Origin of the sequence: Jeotgalicoccus sp. FSL K6-3177, from assembly GCF_038050175.1 — a bacterium.
Taxonomy (GTDB): Bacteria; Bacillota; Bacilli; order Staphylococcales; family Salinicoccaceae; genus Jeotgalicoccus; species Jeotgalicoccus nanhaiensis.
In genome coordinates this window covers 2229432-2245905 of record NZ_JBBOSK010000001.1, presented here as the reverse complement: position 1 = coordinate 2245905, position 16474 = coordinate 2229432, and the positions used below count along the sequence as shown (strand labels likewise).

Below are 16474 nucleotides of genomic sequence, written 5' to 3'. Positions count from 1 at the left end.
TGACTATTCAATTTATGTAAAAGCAGAGGTAGATTTTAATGGAAAGACTGAAAGTAATGGGTATTTTAAACACCACACCGGATTCCTTCAGCGACGGCGGCAAGTACAATTCTGTCGAAGCGGCTGTGAAGCGCGCTCTGGAAATGGTTGAAGAAGGCGCTGATATTATTGACGTCGGCGGATATTCAACGCGTCCGGGCTATACTGAAATTACTGCAGAAGAAGAAATTGAACGTACGGCCCCAGTGGTGAAGGCGCTCAGAGAAGCAGGAATAACTGCGGATATTTCAGTCGATACGTTCAGAAGCGATGTGGCACGCGCTGTACTGGAAGCGGGTGCGACGATGATTAATGATCAATGGCGGGGTATTTACGATGAAAAAATACTCGATGTAGTCGCAGAGTTTGATGTGCCGATTTTTCTAATGCATAATAATGACCACAGCACTTATAAAAACGTGACTGAAGATATGATCAGAGAGCTTAAAGAATCCGCTGAACTCGCTTTAAAACACGGTGTTAAAAAAGAAAACATCTGGCTTGACCCGGGCATCGGTTTTGTTAAATCGAGAGAAGAAGAAATAGAAGTGATGCAGAATCTTGACCGGCTTACAGCTGAAGGTTATCCGGTGCTCCTTGCAACAAGCAGAAAGCGTATGGTCAAAGAGCTGATTGGCGGAGAAACAAATGCTGATGATCGTGATGCAGGCACACTTGCGACGACGATTATCGGTATTGACGCGGGTGTCAAGGCAGTCAGAGTTCATAACGTGAAAATGAACCGCCAGGCGGCAGATGTCTATATGAAACTTAAAGGTGATTACAATGGATAAAATTCATATTAATGGAATTAAAATATACGCGTATCACGGTGCCATTCAGGAAGAACGGGTACTCGGACAGTATTTTATTACGGATCTTGTCCTTCACACTGATTTAACAGCAGCATCTAAGACAGATGATTTGTCTGCTACTGTACATTACGGCGAAGTATATAATATAGTGGAAGAGATTGTAAAAGGTGAACCGGTGAGTCTGCTTGAACGCCTCGCTGGTAAAATCAATACGGAATTATTTGACCGGTATGATAAAATAATAGAGATAGAAACAACTATAACTAAACCTAATCCACCAATAGATGGAAATTATGACAGCGTGGCAATCACGCTGCACGGAAAGCGGGAAACATCATGGCAATAGCTTATCTCGGACTCGGAAGCAATATCGGTGACAGAGAAGGAAGTCTGAAAAATGCAATCGCTAAATTATCCGAAGTGCAGGGGATAGAAGTAACGAAAATTTCATCGCAGTATGAAACGAAACCTTACGGCAAAACAGATCAGCCTGACTTTATGAACATGGCAATAGAAGTGGACACGAATTTAACGCCGCTTGATCTTCTGGAAACGGTGCTTGGAGTCGAACATGAGCTCGGCCGAGTCAGAAACGAAGTGTGGGGACCGCGCAGCATCGATATCGATGTACTCCTTTACGAAGATCTCGAACTGCAGCTGACAGACTTAAAAGTGCCCCACCCGGAAATGCACTTGCGTTCGTTCGTCATCGATCCGCTGAACGAGATTGCGCCGAAAAGAGAACATCCGACCTTGCATATGACGGTAGAAAAAATTAAAGATAAATTAGATAAAAGTCAATCAGCCGAGTGACTTTAATATAAATATTATTACAACATATATAGGAGTGGAATATAGTGAGTGAAGAACTGAACGACCAGCTGGCTGTCCGCCGCGAAAAAATGCAGCAATTAAAAAACCAGGGAATGGATCCTTTTGGTAAACGCTTCGAACGTCTAGCATATACAGAAGAACTTATTGCCCACTGGGATGAGTTTTCAAAAGAAGAGCTTGCGGAAAAAGAAAATGAATCAGTCACAGCCATTGCCGGCCGTATTATGACTAAGCGCGGGAAAGGTAAAGCGGGCTTTGCGCACGTCCAGGACATTACCGGACAAATTCAAATCTACGTCAGAAAAGACCAGATTGGAGACGAAGCATTTGAAGTCTGGAATCAGGCAGACCTTGGTGATTTTGTTGGTGTTAAAGGTCCGATGTTTAAAACAAACACTGGTGAATTGTCGATTAAACCGACTGAATTTACGCTGCTTACAAAAGCACTCCGCCCGCTGCCGGACAAATATCACGGTTTGAAAGACGTTGAAGAACGCTATCGTAAACGCTACCTCGACCTGATTACGAGCAAGGATTCGAGAGACACATTTATTAAACGCAGTAAAATTATTCAGGAAATGCGCAACTACCTCGACAGCATCGGTTTCCTGGAAGTTGAAACTCCAATGATGCATTCAATCGCAGGAGGGGCCCAGGCACGTCCGTTTATCACTCACCATAATGCGCTCGACAGAGACTTATTCATGCGCATCGCACTGGAGCTGCACTTAAAACGTCTCGTTATCGGCGGGATTGAAAAAGTGTATGAAATCGGCCGTGTATTCAGAAACGAAGGTGTTTCGACACGCCACAATCCTGAATTTACAATGATGGAATTATATGAGGCATACGCTGACTATAAAGACATTATGAAATTAACTGAAGAAATGATCGCTTACATTGCCGAAAAAGTAAACGGTACGATGAAAGTGACATATGACGGCGAAGAAATCGACTTAACGCCTGAGTGGAAACGCGTGCATATGGTGGATATCGTCAATGAATATACCGGCGTAAACTTCTATGACATCACAACAGTCGAAGAAGCGAGAGCGGCGGCTAAAGAGCATAATGTGGAAATTGATGACAAGATGCTTTACGGCCACATTCTGAATGAATTCTTCGAACAGAAAGTAGAAGAAGAATTAGTGCAGCCGACTTTCGTTTACGGCCACCCGGTTGAGATTTCTCCGCTGGCTAAGAAAAACGATGAAGACCCGCGTTTCACAGACCGTTTCGAGCTGTTTATCGTCCGCCGCGAACACGCGAATGCATTTACGGAGCTCAATGATCCGATCGATCAGAGAGAACGATTTGAATCGCAGGTTGCAGAACGCGACGCAGGAAATGATGAAGCGCATGAAATGGATGAAGACTATCTGGAAGCAATGGAATACGGTCTGCCGCCAACAGGCGGACTCGGTATCGGTATCGACCGCTTAGTTATGCTGTTGACGGATTCAGCATCTATTAGAGATGTTCTGTTATTCCCGTCGATGCGCGACAGATAATATATATTTATGGAAACACCGCTCTCCCTACAGGATTGCGGTGTTTTTTTTGCTTTATTGTGCGGAATATTTAGCAGTTTTACTATGTTTGTATCTCGTTGGATTTTTGAGAGACAACCTTTTATTTTCGCCTATTATATAAGGAGAGAAAACTTATTTTAGGAAGAGATGGAATGTTTTTAAACAAGCGTCTTATGTCACCGGAATTTTTATACTATAAAGCGCTGGAAAAGAGAACGGAATTAGATTTTGAAGAAAGACGTCATTTGTATAACATTCAGAAAGGTTTTGACGGAGAATGCCTGTACGATAAAATATTCGATGAAATTGGACATGAAAGTGTTTATATTTTAAGAAATCTGTATTTAAAAGCAGGAAAGTCGATTACACAGTTTGACAGTATTGTTATCAGCATGGACCGTGTAGCAGTTAATGAAATTAAAAACTATTCCGGAGATTACCATTATGAAAATAACACCTGGTATCGCAATGGTAAACAGCTGAAAGATAATGCGCATATCCAGCTGAGCCGGGCCAAAGGCAAAATTATTCAGCTGAGAGATGAAGCGGGTTTACATTTTAATGTGGAAGGCGCTGTAATATTTACAGGAGACGACTTTAGATTAACTACCGAAAGCGATCATATTTGGAGCGAAACAGTTATTCGGAACCAGTTGAGAAATTACTTCAGGCAATTTAAAGACGACCGTATCAGTGACAAAGCTAAAAGTATCGTGAGACACATTAAAAATGCGATAGCAGAAAATCCTTATTTTGAAGAAAAAGCGGATCTTTCAAGACTGCAGCGCGGTTTATACTGCGGTAAATGCGAAAGCTTTGACTTGAGAAAGGGACGTTTCCAATTCACATGCGCATCGTGCGGAGCTATCGAGAGCAACGAAACACATCTGCTCCGCGCGATGAGCGATCATAAGTTTTTGTTTTACAATCAGCCTATAACTAAACAGTCGATACTCCATTTAATTGACAATCAAATTTCAGAAGATGTTGTTTATCGTTTTCTTAAAAAGCATTGTCATATTAATTTGATGGGTAAAAAGACGACATATACCTTTAAATACTATGATTGGGAGGAGCCGATTGCAGAAATAAAACAGAATCAGCGGTATAAGGATAAAATTGAGTCGTGAAGTACCTGATTTGGCCGCTTGCTCCGCAATGAAATGCTGTCATTCCCGAGAAAGGGCGTTTGCTCCGCAATGAGACCCCGTCATTCCCGAGAAAAGGCGCTTGCTCCGCAATGAGACCCCCTCATTCCCGAGAAAAGGCGCTTGCTCCGCAATGAGACCCCCTCATTCCCGAGAAAGAGCGTTTGCTCCGCAATGAGCCACAATCATTGCGGAGTATATAATAATCTTCCTGACTATACCGCGTTTTATTAACTTTCTGTAAAAATCTATTGACATTTTCATGTAAAATCCATATAATATATATTAGTTTGATTCTGCTTCAGGAGAATTAGCTCAGCTGGGAGAGCATCTGCCTTACAAGCAGAGGGTCGGCGGTTCGAACCCGTCATTCTCCACCATTCAAAACTTAATTTTATACTTATTACATGCGGAAGTAGTTCAGTGATAGAACATCACCTTGCCAAGGTGGGGGTCGCGGGTTTGAATCCCGTCTTCCGCTCCATTTTTTTGTTTATACATAAGGGCCTATAGCTCAGTTGGTTAGAGCGCACGCCTGATAAGCGTGAGGTCGGTGGTTCGAGTCCACCTAGGCCCACTTACAATAGATAATCACTTTCGGCTATAGCAGCCGAAAGTGATTTTTTGTTTTATCCGTAAATTCTCCACAAAAAAGCTGCACCAGGTTTAACTTGTGCAGCTAAGGGCAATTCTATTTTATATGTCCTTTTTCTATAAGAGCTTTACGGATTTCAAGCATTGCAGTATATGTTGCAAGCATATGAATTTGTGTTGTCGGTGCATTTTCAATTGACTTAATTACACTCTCAAGGCTGCCTGCCGCATCGATATTTTCTCTTTCGAAGCCAGCTGTAACAAGACGGTCAGTCATTGTATCAACTGCGATACCTCCGGTAATAATCTTCTCGATATCGAGATCGGCCAGCGATTCAAAGTTTGTATCTTCAAGCCATTTCAGATCGACGCCGTCCGCAGGACGGTTGTTAAGCAGGGCGACAAGCGTAAACGGCTCTTTTTCAAGTTTAACAAGATTCAGCACCTGATTGAGTCCGACAGGGTTTTTCACGACGTTAAGGATAATCTTTTTATCATAGGCGATAATGACTTCCTGACGGCCGAAAACGCGCTCGTTCGTCAGAAATGCATCTTTAATATCCGGCGGTGATACATCGAAGAATCTGCCGGCGCTGTATGCAGCGAGAGCATTGTAGATATTGTAGATTCCTGCATTGTGCAGCGTGTACGTATCATTATCCAGCTGGAATGTTGAATGTGTAACATTCAATTCCTGTACACTTGTGACTTTGTAATCGAGTTCGGGACGTTTGAAACCGCATGACGGGCAGTAGTAGTCACCGAGGTTGGCATACGTGTAATGATGGTACTCTAAAGTGTGGCTGCATTTCGGACATTGCGCATCTTCTTTAGTTTTGTCGCCTGATTCGATATCTGTGTCAAATCCGAAGAACTTCTGCGGATTAGGCAGGGTCTGCGAGTTGAACAGAGGCAGATCACCGTTAGCAATAATAGCTGCATCCGGCACTTCGCGGGCTGCATCGGTCAGCAGGTCATATATTTTACCTGTCGTGCCGTAACGGTCGAGCTGATCGCTGAAGATATTCGTATGTACAAATAATTTAGGCTGAAGTTCTGAAACGACATTTTTTAAAGATCCTTCGTCTACCTCGAGAACCGCAATGGCACCTTTTGTAGAACGGGGCGCATTCAGAAAAGCGCCGACAATGCCCTGCTTCATATTAGAACCTGTACGATTGGTAATTATGTTTTTGTATTTTTTAGACAGCACATTTGTTGTCAGAGTTGTCGTCAAAGTTTTGCCGTTTGTTCCTGTAATCACGATAACATCGTAATTTTTTGCGAGGTTGCGAAGCAGGTTTTTATCGATGGAAAGAGCGATTTTACCGGGCAGACTGCTGCCTCCGTTTGTAAACTTTGTCAGTAAATAACGAGTAATTTTACCTGCGTTCTTAGCTATAGTGGACTTGAGTGACATTCATATACGCTCCTTTAACTTTAGACTTCGGGTATCAATTATAACATTCCGTATTATTAGGTACTATAATTTTTTGAAAAGGGTTATAATAAACAATATTAATCACTGAGGAGAGTAAACATGTTAGATTTCTTTATGAGTCTGGAAGCATGGCAGCAGGCGTTGCTCGCCACTTTATTTACGTGGAGCATGACGGGTCTCGGTGCAGCAATTGTATTCCTGACAAAAGGTGTAAGTGAAAACTTTTTAAATATAACACTCGGCTTTGCCGGGGGTATTATGATAGCGGCGAGCTTCTGGTCACTCCTTGCTCCGGCTATTGAAGCAAGCGCTGATAATCCGATTGGAGAATGGTTCCCGGCCTTGGTCGGCGTTCTCGGCGGAGCGCTGTTTATATACTTATTCGATAAACTGATACCTCACCGTCACCGCGGTGATGACATGGCGGAAGGATTGCCTTATAAAACTTCGAGACGCAGTACGCTGCTTATTACTTCGCTCACACTGCACAACATCCCGGAAGGGCTGTCTATCGGTATTTTGTTCGGTGCAGCAGGTTTAAGTGACGATCCGGTTATGGTGCTGAGCGCATTGACATTGGCAATCGGTATCGGACTGCAGAATATCCCGGAAGGGACTGCGGTGTCCATGCCTCTCAGAGGAGATGGAGCAAGCAGAAGACGGGCGTTTTTCTGGGGCTGGATGTCCGCGATTGTCGAACCGATGGCTGCACTGGTTGGTGTACTTTTAATCGGTTTCATGGAACCTGTGCTGCCTTATGCACTTGCTGCAGGTGCCGGAGCGATGATATTTGTCGTCGTCGAAGAAGTTATCCCGAGTACGCAGAAAAATGGTCATTCCGATGTGGCGGTATTTGCCTTTATGATCGGTTTTGTGATTATGATGGTGCTGGATGTCGCTTTAGGATAGAAAAAAACTCCGGAGGATTTGATGTGCACCCCTAAAGTTGAACTCCAAATTCAACTTTAGGGGTGCTTTGTTATGTCTAAAAGATATTCAATAGAATTAAAGATAAAAATAGTTAATGAGTATTTGACGGGTGACGATGGCTTTAACTTATTAGAGGGTAAATATAATATAGAGCGTAGCTTAATCAGAACGTGGGTCGAGCAGTTTAAAGATAAAGGTGTTCAGGGACTGACGGCTGGGATGACGAAATCTATCTACTCTAAATCGTTTAAGTTAACAGTACTACAACACCGCTTAGACCATCAGTTATCCTACCGAGAAACGGCTAAAATCTTTAATATCCCGAATTTCTCTCTCATTGCACAGTGGCAGAGTAAATATAATCAATATGGTATTCTAGGTTTAGAAAACAAACCGAAAGGCAGGCCCTCTAAATCGATGAAGAAGCAGCCATCTAAACAGAAACGAAATAAATCAGAGACTTTGAATGAAACCGAACGTGAAGAACTGGAACGTTTAAGAGTAGAAAACCGTAAACTTGAGGTGGCCATTGCGCTAGAAAAAAAGTTACAATCCTTAGCTCGAGACAAACGAACAAAGAAATAGTCAGAGCGATGATAGAGTTAAGGGAAACAGGTCTCTATATGCTTAAAGAGTTACTTGAGGCCGCGCAAATCGCTAAAAGTGTATTTAAGTATTGGAATGACCGTTTACCTGAAGAAAATAATAAAGATACTGAGCTCGTCCAAGCCATCAAGGATATTGTGACTGAAAGTCACCGCAGATACGGTTATCGTCGGGTCTGCTTGGCGTTGAAAAAAAGAGGTATCATTGTAAATCACAAGAAAGTACTACGCTTGATGCGGCAGTATCAATTGCTTTGCGTAAAGTTTAAACATAGAAATCGTCAATATAAATCCTATAAAGGAACAGTCGGTAAAATTGCTAAAAACAAACTGTCTCGCCGATTTAAAACCGATCGCCCGTATCAAAAAGTGTTGACCGACGTGACTCAATTCAATATTTCAGCATCAGGAGAAAAACTTTACTTGTCACCGTTTATGGATGTTTTCAGTGGAGAAATACTGTCTTATAGAATCAGTCCGGCACCGACGCTCGATATCGCTGTAAAACCTTTAGAGGAATTGATTGAACAAAGACCAGAATTAGACTATCGAATGACCGTCCATTCGGACCAGGGTTGGCACTACCAGCATAAAAAATGGGTGAGACATCTTAAAAGAAATAAAACATTTCAAAGTATGTCTCGAAAAGGAAACTGCTTAGATAATTCTCCAATGGAGAACTTCTTTGGGCTGCTTAAACAGGAAATGTTTTATGGACAACAGTTCATAACATATACAGAGCTTGAATCTGCGATTCATCAATATATTGATTTCTATAATAATGATAGAATTAAAACAAAATTAAAAGGCATGTCTCCTGTAAATTACAGGAAACATACCTTTAATAAAATCGCTTAATCAAAAAGTTCAACTTTTTGGGTTCACTACAATTTGTCCTCCGGAGTTTTTTTATTAATAATTTAAAATTTTAGTAGAAGAATCCGATCATTACAGAACTCAGGATTGATACAAGAGTTGCACCGTAAACTAGTTTAAGACCGAATTTCGCCACTTTGTCTCCGCTTTCGTTGTGAAGACCTTTTACAGAACCGGCAATAATACCGATACTTCCGAAGTTAGCGAATGATATCAGGAATACTGAAAGCATTGCCTGTGTTTTCTCGGATAATGTTTCTGCCAGCGGAACGAATTCCAGAATAGCTACGAATTCATTTGTAATAAGTTTTGTCGCCATCAGTGAACCGGCAGTCTGAGCTTCCGCCCATGGAATACCCATCATGAATGCTATCGGCATGAAGATATAGCCGAGAATGTCCTGGAATGATAAGTTAGAACCCGGAATTAACAGGAACAGATTGTTTAACAGACCAATCAGGGCGATAAACCCGATAAGCATTGCACCTACGACAAGAACAATTTTTCCGCCGTCGATGATATAGTCTCCAAGAACCTGGAAGAAAGATTTTCCTTTTTCCGGGTTTGTTGAAATTTCAACATCGCCGTCAACGACTTCTTCTTCGTAAGGGTTGATGATATGCACGATGATGTAAACTCCGAACAGATTCAGTACAATAGCAATAATAACGTATTGCGGATCAAGCATTGTAAAGAATGCGCCGACGATTGACAGTGAGATTGAACTCATTGCCTGTGCCGACAGTGTATACAGACGCTGTGTCGTCATTTTAGGTAGCTGGTTTTTAAGAGAAACAAAAACTTCCGACTGGCCAAGCATCATTGATGCTGCACCATTGTACGACTCTATGTAAGGCATACCTGTAATTTTTGTCAAAAGGAAACCGATACCTTTAATAACGAACGGCAGAATTCTCGTAAATGATAAAATACCAATAATCGCAGAAATGAAGATGATAGGCACTAAAACGTTAAATAAGAATACATCTACCGCTTCGCCCTCGCTGTTGGTCATTAAGTCGCCAAAAACAAATAATCCGCCTTCTCTTGCGAAGCCCAGTAATTTATCGAACGCGTTTGCCAGCCACAGAATAAACGTCTGCCCGCCTGTAGTGCTCAAGAATAAGAATGCAGCAAGCAGTTGCAGCACAAGTAATACTAAAATGTTTTTCCAGTGCTTAAACGCAAGTTTGCGGTTGCTACTTGCAATCCAGGCCAGGAAGATGGTGAATAGTATACCGACTATTCCCATTACAATACTCATAATGAAAGCCTCCAAAAAATTGATAGATGAAATTTTACTCTATGTATATGTTTCCATTTTATTATAAAGTAAATGCCGCGTAAACGCGATACCGAATTATTATAATGCAAACGTTTGCAGAAAGAAAGGTATTTCTAAAAATATAAACAAGAGATTTGCCAAAAAAACGCACAGCCTGTATACTTTAGTCAAAGTTGGTCAGAAGGAGTGATGATATGCGTAACATGTCGGATATTATTGAGCAGTATTTAAAAGATATGATTGAACAGTCTGGCAATGAAGCCGTTGAGATTAAACGCGCGCACATCGCTGAAAAATTTGATTGTGTACCGTCACAGTTAAACTATGTCATAAAAACCCGTTTTACAAACGAACACGGATATGTAGTGGAAAGTAAACGCGGCGGGGGCGGCTACATAAGAATCACTAAGGTGGAGGTGCATTCTGAAACCGAGTACCTTGCACATCTTCAGAATTTAATCGGGGAAAACATTTCTCAGTTAAATGCAGAACATCTGGTTCAGTCTATGTATGAAAACGAAGTGATTACTTACAGAGAAGCACAAATTATAGATGCAGTGATGAAACGCGAAATTTTATCGCTTGAGCTGCCTTACAGAGATATTTTAAGAGCGAAAATTTTACGCCGTATAATTACAGCTATACTCTATGCTAAGGAGTGATGATATGAAATGTGAAATATGCAACGAGCGTGAAGCGGCAATTCATATTTCGAAAGGTTCGGGGCTCACTCACCAGGAGCAGTATTTGTGTGAACAATGCGCCAATCAATCGATGGATATAAATTATAACCAGACAGATAATCCGTTTGATATTCAAACGCTGTTAAAAATGCTTGCCGGTAATTCAAAGCGTGATCAGGCAGAAACAGAAGAGTATGCCTGCCCGACCTGTGGTGCGACACTGCAAAGTATTGTGAAGAACGGTTTATTCGGATGCAGCCACTGCTACGAGTATTTCGAACGCTATGTGCCGGAAATCGTTACACGTGTACAACTCAACCAGCAGCGTCATATTGGGAAAATACCGTCGCAGGCGCACGATACTTTAAAGTTGAAACGCGATATCGAAACGCTTGAAAGAACACTGCAGGAAAAAGTGAAAACACAGGCTTTTGAAGAAGCAGCGGTCATCCGCGATCAGATACAGGAACTGAAGGACGGTGGGGCGCATGAATAGACATACAAGTACGTGGATTCGTGATGCGGTAAATACAGAAATAGAAATGTCATCCAGAATCCGTCTCGCCCGCAATATTAAAGGCGTACCGTTCACCCATATGCTGGAAGATGATGAAGATCTCGAAGCGCTCGGAGGCCTGGTGTCAAAAATGCTGCCCGGTTACAGCCTGGCCTCTCTCGACGGTTTGTCTGCGCAAGACAGAGCGCTGCTTGTTGAGAAGCATTTAATCAGCCCCAATTTTGCGAGACGCGGTACTCGTGTATTTATTAACGGTGATGAAGATATTTCGATTATGCTCGGCGAGGAAGATCATATCCGCATACAGGCGCTGGGTACAAATACTACTCTCGAGGCGCTTTATGATAAAGCGGAATCAGTTGATGATACATTGGAAGAAAAGATAGAATATGCATTTGATGAACAGTACGGTTATTTAACAGCGTGTCCGACCAATATCGGAACCGGCATGAGAGCGTCTGTTATGCTGCATCTGCCGGCGCTCGCGGCGACGAACAAAATTCAGCGTTTTCATAATAACCTGACACGTTTCGGATTTACCCTGCGTGGTATATACGGGGAAGGTTCAGAACCGCTGGGTTCCGTCTACCAGCTTTCCAATCAGGTAACACTCGGATTCGAAGAAAGAGTCATTATTAATAATTTGAGTGAGCTGAAGAATCGCTTAATCGAAGAAGAACGTATGGCAAGACAGCATTTAATGACACTTGATACACTGGATGCAGTTAACCGTTCACTCGGCATTCTGCAACATGCTTACAAGCTGTCTTTAAAAGAAGCGTCGATGCATTTAAGCAATGTGAAACTCGGTCTTGATCTATCGTATATTGAACTTGAAAATTTTAATTTTCAAGAATGGTTTCAGCTTATACAGCCGGCCTTTGTGAAAGAACGTGTAAATACAGAAGAAGACGATTCACCTGGTATTGTCGCGGAAAGTGCGCGGGCAGCCTTAATGCGTGAATTACTAGGAGGGAAATAAATATGCTGTTTGGTAAACTAACAGAGCGTGCCCAGAAAGTACTGGCGTATGCACAGGAAGAAGCAATCACCTTAAAAAATTCTAATATCGGTACGGAGCATCTGCTGCTCGGCCTGGTCAAAGAACGAGAAGGCATCGCAGCGAAAGTTCTTGCCTCATTTAATATTGATGAACAGCGGGTTAATGAAGAAGTTCATAATTTGATTAATACGGGGACAGAAAAAGCGTCTTCGATACATTACACGCCTCGTGCTAAAAAGGTTATCGAACTGTCGATGGATGAAGCGCGCAAACTGCATCATAATTTTGTCGGTACAGAACACCTGCTGCTCGGTTTAATTCGTGAGAGCGAGGGTGTTGCAGCACGCGTACTGGCAAATCTGGATTTAAACATTACAAAAGCGCGGGCAGCTGTTATTAAAATGCTCGGCAATCCCGAATCATTCCAGTCGCACAGCAGCGTCGAAAAAGATACGAACACGCCGACGCTCGATTCGCTGGCCCGTGATTTAACGCAGATTGCGAGAGAAGAGCGTCTCGACCCGGTTATCGGCCGTGCGGACGAAATTACGCGTGTAGTGGAAATACTGAGCCGCAGAACGAAAAACAACCCGGTCTTAATCGGTGAGCCCGGCGTAGGTAAAACTGCGATTGCAGAAGGACTGGCTCAGGCTATTATCAACAATGAAATCCCTGAGAACTTAAAAGGCAAACGAGTGATGTCACTTGATATGGGTACAGTTGTTGCGGGAACTAAATACCGCGGTGAATTTGAAGAACGTATGAAAAAAGTAATGGATGAAATTCATAAAGCGGGTAACGTCGTGCTCTTTATTGATGAGTTGCACACACTGATCGGCGCCGGCGGTGCAGAAGGTGCGATTGACGCCTCAAACATTCTGAAACCAGCACTGGCCCGCGGTGAACTGCAGTGTATCGGTGCGACAACTCTCGATGAGTTCCGCAAGCACATTGAAAAAGATGCAGCGCTCGAACGCCGTTTCCAGCCTGTAATGGTTGATGAACCGAATGCTGACGATGCAGTGCTTATTCTGAAAGGATTGCGCGACCGATATGAAGCGCACCACCGTCTGACAATTACAGATGAAGCGCTTGAAGCGGCAGTACGCATGAGTGACCGTTACATTCAGGACCGCTTCCTGCCGGATAAAGCCATCGATTTAATCGATGAAGCTTCTTCCAAAGTCAGATTAAGAAGCTATGCGGCGCCGCCCGACTTAAAGGATCTCGAAACAGAGCTTGAAACTGTGAAAAAAGAAAAAGATGCGGCAGTGCAGAGCCAGGAATTTGAAGCGGCGGCGAATTACCGCGATCAGCAGACGAAAATCGAACGCCAGGTGAAAGAATGCGAGGAAAACTGGAAAAAAGAGCAGGGTGACTCGTCTCAGTCGGTAACACCGGCGGATATTGAACTTGTCGTTGCAGGTATTACAGGTATTCCGCTTGCTAAAATAGCAGAAGATGAATCGGACAGACTGTTAAATCTTGAATCGATTTTACACGAACGTGTCATCGGTCAGAACGATGCAGTCACATCTATTTCAAAAGCAGTCAGACGGGCGCGGGCAGGACTTAAAAATCCTAAACGTCCTATCGGCAGCTTTATCTTCCTCGGACCGACAGGTGTCGGGAAGACAGAACTTGCCAGAGCGCTCAGCGAAACGATGTTCGGCGAGGAAGATGCAATGATCCGGGTAGACATGAGTGAGTATATGGAGAAACACTCAGTCTCCCGGCTTGTCGGTTCACCTCCGGGTTATGTCGGCTATGATGACGGCGGTCAGCTGACGGAGAAAGTGAGAAGAAAGCCATACTCTCTTGTACTGTTTGACGAGATAGAAAAAGCGCACCCTGACGTTTTCAATATGCTGCTTCAGGTACTGGATGACGGCCGCCTGACAGATTCCAACGGCCGAACAGTCGACTTCCGCAACACGATTATCGTAATGACATCAAACGTGGGTGCACGTGAACTTCAGGATCAGAGATTCGTCGGTTTCGGCGGAGCTGCTGCAGAAAGTTACGAAAATGTACGCAGCACAATGATGAAAGAGCTTAAGAATACTTTCAGACCTGAATTTATTAATAGGGTAGACGACATCATCGTGTTCCATAAACTGGAGAAAGAGCATCTTAAAGAAATTGTCAGTCTGATGATTGACCAGCTGCGCGAACGTCTGTCCGATCAGAACATTCACATTGAAGTGACAGAAAAAGCGACTGAACGCATCGCAGAAGAAGGCTACGATCCGGAATACGGAGCGCGCCCGCTTGCGAGAAGTATTCAGAAGAATATTGAGGATACGCTCAGTGAATCGCTGCTTAGCGGTGAAAGCTTTGAAAACAAGCTGGTTACAGTAGATTATAAAAATGATGAATTTACCGTAGAGACTAAAGACAGAGCGGCTGATACAGTCGAACAACCATAAAAGAAACCCCAATCGCTCAAGAAATTGAGGATTGGGGTTTTACTTACATAAATTAAGAATGGAAAACTTCTTCTGCAAGATTAATCGCGTTGAACAGCGCACTCGCCTTGTTGACAGTTTCCTGGTATTCGCCTTCCGGAGTGGAATCGGCAACAACACCGGCGCCGGCCTGGACGCTGACTATATTGTCTTCCAAAATCATTGTCCGTATCGTAATGCATGAATCCATATTGCCGTCGAAACCGTAATACAGAATACATCCGCCGTACAAACCCCGGCTGTCGGGTTCGAGCTCGCGGATGATTTCCATGGCGCGTGTTTTCGGCGCACCGGTCAGCGTGCCTGCCGGAAATGAATTGAAGAAAGCTTCAATCGGTGAGACATCGTTTCGGAGGGTTCCATTAACAACGCTGATAATATGCATCACTTCGGAGAAGCGGCCGATTGTCATATAGCGGCTGACTTCAACGCTGTCCTTCACTGACACTTTACGAAACTCATCCAAAGCTAATTCGACGAGCATTTTATGTTCGGCAATTTCTTTTTCATCAGAGAGCAGTTCCTGTGCGATTGCTTCGTCTTCCTGCGGCGTCGCACCGCGTCTTCTCGTGCCGGCAATCGGATGAATTTCAAGTATCTTGTCTTTAACCTGCAGCTGGCGTTCGGGAGAACTGCCGATCAGCTCTGCGTTAGAGAAATTTAAATAAAACATGTAGGGCGACGGATTGATGTTTCTTAAAATCCGGTACAGCTCAAATCCCGAACATTGCGTCACTGTATCAAAGCGCTGGGAAAGTACGGCCTGATCTATTTCGCCGCGGCAGATATAATTTTTTATCACATCGACATCGCTTTTAAAATCAGCTTCCTGATAATTGCTTGTAAAAGTCAGTTGCGGATTTTCCGCCTGTCTTCTTGAGAGCATTAAATCCTCGAGCTGAATATTATTTTGCAGCTGTTTTTTTAATGAATGGATACGTGTTTTCAAAGTGTTATATGTATCTTTAACACTTTCAAAGCGTTCGGGATTTTCAAAAGAAATGATGGAAGTCTGCTGTTTGCGGTGATCGTAGGCAATCAGCGTCCGTGTGAAAACGAATTGATAATTACCGTGCCGGCCGACACTCCGCGGCTCAATGCCGGCGAGATCCTGCACGGCCTCGTAATTGATGTAGCCGACAGCGCCACCTTTAAACGGCAGGTCAATGCTGTCAGTATATGCATCGACATAATTTCCGGCATAATCAAGTGCTTCCTGCAAAGTGGTGAAGGTAAACGTTTTATCTGTGTCGAGGTCGGTCATAAGAAAACCGTTCTCCGCTTCACTTATATCGATAAAAGGATCCAGGCCGATAAATGAATAATTCGACCATTCTGATGCAGGGTCCTGACTTTCTAAAATATACAGCGCGTCGTCTTTTAAGGCATTGAACATATGAATCGGTGTGAGTACGTCGGTGTAAAAACTTTCAATCAGCGGCAAAGTCTTGTACGACCCGGCGCTTTTGGAAAAATCATTAAATGACTGCATAGAATCTCCTTTTCTTTTTAAGAATATGAACATATCTTAAAGAAGCTGAAAGTGTTTTGCAACTGTACTGATGGAATAGTCTGAAAACATTTTGTGAAGGAACGAACAATATTCTGCAATATCATTAATCTCACAGGCTTCTGTCTTTAAATAAGCTGAAATAAATAATACAATAGTAATACGTAAATATAATTGGGGGAGAATATACACGA

Annotated in this window: 15 protein-coding genes and 3 tRNA genes; 15 read left to right on the top strand and 3 right to left on the bottom strand. The window is 43.1% G+C overall.

Annotated elements, in window-relative coordinates:
• Nucleotides 1-38: 38 nt before the first annotated feature.
• The 8 genes from folP to MHH58_RS11440 all read left to right on the top strand — a co-directional run bounded on the left by folP (nt 39) and on the right by MHH58_RS11440 (nt 4945).
• Nucleotides 39-833, top strand: coding sequence for a dihydropteroate synthase (folP, locus tag MHH58_RS11475; protein WP_135099129.1), 795 nt, complete (start codon nt 39-41; stop codon nt 831-833).
• Nucleotides 826-1200 (top strand): dihydroneopterin aldolase, encoded by a 375-nt coding sequence (folB, locus tag MHH58_RS11470; RefSeq protein ID WP_135099127.1) that lies wholly within the window; start codon nt 826-828, stop codon nt 1198-1200. Before folP ends, folB begins: the two co-directional genes overlap by 8 nt.
• The gene (folK, locus tag MHH58_RS11465) at nt 1191-1667 is read left to right on the top strand and encodes a 2-amino-4-hydroxy-6-hydroxymethyldihydropteridine diphosphokinase (RefSeq protein ID WP_115883867.1); all 477 of its coding nucleotides are present in this window, start codon (nt 1191-1193) and stop codon (nt 1665-1667) included. The genes folB and folK overlap by 10 nt, the downstream gene beginning before the upstream one ends.
• Before the next feature lie 44 nt (nt 1668-1711).
• The gene (gene lysS / locus MHH58_RS11460; protein ID WP_135099125.1) at nt 1712-3199 is read left to right on the top strand and encodes a lysine--tRNA ligase; all 1488 of its coding nucleotides are present in this window, start codon (nt 1712-1714) and stop codon (nt 3197-3199) included.
• A gap of 173 nt (nt 3200-3372) precedes the next feature.
• Nucleotides 3373-4350, top strand: coding sequence for a nuclease-related domain-containing protein (locus MHH58_RS11455; protein WP_341345947.1), 978 nt, complete (start codon nt 3373-3375; stop codon nt 4348-4350).
• A gap of 322 nt (nt 4351-4672) precedes the next feature.
• Nucleotides 4673-4748: transfer RNA gene (locus MHH58_RS11450), tRNA-Val, on the top strand.
• A gap of 29 nt (nt 4749-4777) precedes the next feature.
• Nucleotides 4778-4852, top strand: a tRNA-Gly gene (locus tag MHH58_RS11445).
• A 19-nt stretch (nt 4853-4871) separates the two neighbouring features.
• Nucleotides 4872-4945: transfer RNA gene (locus MHH58_RS11440), tRNA-Ile, on the top strand.
• A 114-nt stretch (nt 4946-5059) separates the two neighbouring features.
• On the opposite strand, the gene MHH58_RS11435 is transcribed toward MHH58_RS11440, so the two are convergent.
• Complete coding sequence (locus tag MHH58_RS11435) at nt 5060-6382, bottom strand: MurT ligase domain-containing protein (RefSeq protein WP_135099121.1); 1323 nt, start codon at nt 6380-6382, stop codon at nt 5060-5062.
• A gap of 120 nt (nt 6383-6502) precedes the next feature.
• Here MHH58_RS11435 and MHH58_RS11430 point away from each other — a divergent pair, with 120 nt between their 5' ends.
• The 3 genes from MHH58_RS11430 (at nt 6503) to MHH58_RS11420 (ending at nt 8796) form a co-directional block, all read left to right on the top strand.
• The gene (locus MHH58_RS11430) at nt 6503-7312 is read left to right on the top strand and encodes a ZIP family metal transporter (protein WP_135099119.1); all 810 of its coding nucleotides are present in this window, start codon (nt 6503-6505) and stop codon (nt 7310-7312) included.
• A gap of 72 nt (nt 7313-7384) precedes the next feature.
• Complete coding sequence (locus MHH58_RS11425) at nt 7385-7918, top strand: transposase (protein ID WP_341344835.1); 534 nt, start codon at nt 7385-7387, stop codon at nt 7916-7918.
• Nucleotides 7919-7926: 8 nt separating this feature from the next.
• On the top strand, nt 7927-8796 hold the full coding sequence (locus MHH58_RS11420; protein WP_341344834.1) for an IS3 family transposase: 870 nt from the start codon (nt 7927-7929) through the stop codon (nt 8794-8796).
• A 70-nt stretch (nt 8797-8866) separates the two neighbouring features.
• Here MHH58_RS11420 and MHH58_RS11415 read toward each other — a convergent pair whose 3' ends face one another.
• On the bottom strand, nt 8867-10078 hold the full coding sequence (locus MHH58_RS11415) for a NupC/NupG family nucleoside CNT transporter (protein ID WP_135099117.1): 1212 nt from the start codon (nt 10076-10078) through the stop codon (nt 8867-8869).
• A 215-nt stretch (nt 10079-10293) separates the two neighbouring features.
• Here MHH58_RS11415 and MHH58_RS11410 point away from each other — a divergent pair, with 215 nt between their 5' ends.
• The 4 genes from MHH58_RS11410 to MHH58_RS11395 are packed head-to-tail and all read left to right on the top strand — an operon-like array spanning nt 10294 to nt 14731.
• Nucleotides 10294-10761 carry a CtsR family transcriptional regulator gene (locus MHH58_RS11410; protein WP_135099115.1) on the top strand — a complete coding sequence of 156 codons (468 nt, stop codon included), beginning with the start codon at nt 10294-10296 and terminating at the stop codon, nt 10759-10761.
• Nucleotides 10762-10765: 4 nt separating this feature from the next.
• On the top strand, nt 10766-11278 hold the full coding sequence (locus MHH58_RS11405; RefSeq protein ID WP_341345946.1) for a UvrB/UvrC motif-containing protein: 513 nt from the start codon (nt 10766-10768) through the stop codon (nt 11276-11278).
• Nucleotides 11271-12281 carry a protein arginine kinase gene (locus MHH58_RS11400; protein ID WP_341345945.1) on the top strand — a complete coding sequence of 337 codons (1011 nt, stop codon included), beginning with the start codon at nt 11271-11273 and terminating at the stop codon, nt 12279-12281. The genes MHH58_RS11405 and MHH58_RS11400 overlap by 8 nt, the downstream gene beginning before the upstream one ends.
• 2 nt (nt 12282-12283) lie before the next feature.
• Entirely contained in the window at nt 12284-14731 is a 2448-nt protein-coding gene (locus MHH58_RS11395) for an ATP-dependent Clp protease ATP-binding subunit (protein WP_135099108.1), read from the top strand.
• 52 nt (nt 14732-14783) lie between these two features.
• On the opposite strand, the gene MHH58_RS11390 is transcribed toward MHH58_RS11395, so the two are convergent.
• Nucleotides 14784-16262: an anthranilate synthase component I family protein gene (locus MHH58_RS11390; protein WP_341345944.1), complete on the bottom strand. Its 1479-nt coding sequence runs from the start codon at nt 16260-16262 to the stop codon at nt 14784-14786.
• Between the last annotated feature and the right edge of the window lie 212 nt (nt 16263-16474).